This window comes from Streptomyces calidiresistens, from assembly GCF_014141525.1.
Taxonomy (GTDB): Bacteria; Actinomycetota; Actinomycetes; order Streptomycetales; family Streptomycetaceae; genus Streptomyces; species Streptomyces calidiresistens.
In genome coordinates this window covers 1-1,052 of sequence record NZ_VKHS01001251.1, presented here as the reverse complement: position 1 = coordinate 1,052, position 1,052 = coordinate 1, and the positions used below count along the sequence as shown (strand labels likewise).

Genomic DNA, 1,052 nt, shown 5'->3' with positions numbered 1-1,052 from the left:
GGGCGGCGAGGGCTCCGGGGCTCTCCGGGGACTCCCCCACCAGGCCGTTGGGTATGCCGTGCACGACGAGCGGGGCGCCGGCGTGCGCGGCTCGTGCCGCGGCCACCAGTCGCTCCGGACCGCTCCAGGGGAGGTACTCCACCGGTGGTTCCGCCCGACCCCCGGACGGGGTGCCGAGGTGCAGCACCAGGTCGTAGCGGTACCGGGTGAGTTCGGTGGCGGCCTTCATGGTCCGGGCCCGGGTGCTGATCGTCACCGGCCGGTGGAAGCCGGTGACGATCTCCCGCACCGCCTCCGGGGCGAAGGACAGCTCCTCGTCCTCCGCGATCGCGCCCCGAACCCGGTCGGCGATCACCTCCTCGGGGGCCTCCGGGTCCCGGGCCCGCTCCAGGTCGGTGAAGTGCCGCTCCACCAGGGCGGAGTGCCGGATGTCGCCGAGGATCACGGTGCCGCCGTCCGCGACCGCGTCGAGCGCACCGCGCACCACGGCCGCCAGGTAGTCCAGGTTGGGGAAGCACTGGGTGACGGAGTTCAGCACCACGCAGTCGGGACGCGCGCCGGGACCGAGGACGGCGTCGGTGGCGCGTCGGACCGTCGGTGAGTCCACCTCGTGCGCGGCGGCACGGACGAAGCCGGTGCGGGGCAGACCGGCCGCGGAGAGGCGCTCCACCGCGGTGTCGGCGACGTCCGTGCCGACGTAGCCCTCGAGCGAACCGTGCAGTCGGTGGGCGAGCAGGCCCGTGCCGCACCCGGCCTCCAGCACCGTGCGGGGGTTCGACTCCAGGATGAGTTCCACCGTGCGGTCGATCCACTCGCGCATGTGCTCGCGCGGCAGCGGGGCACCGGTGACGGAGTCCCGCCAACCGGAGAGGTCGAGGTCGTCGGCGTGCCGGCCCTCGCCGGTGCCGTACACCCAGTCGTAGACCTCGGCCCAGTGCTCCAGGTGTTCGCGCAGCAGCGGACCGGGGACGGGGGTCGCGGAGATCGCCGCCGGCTCGGGGGTGACGCGCAGTCGACCACCCGGGGCGGGTACGGCGCGGGCGACCCGGGGG

Annotated in this window: 1 protein-coding gene; it reads right to left on the bottom strand. The window is 74.9% G+C overall.

Annotated elements, in window-relative coordinates; genetic code table 11:
• On the bottom strand, window positions 1-1,052 hold a 1,052-nt coding region (locus tag FOE67_RS26700), incomplete at both ends, for a class I SAM-dependent methyltransferase (protein ID WP_182667389.1).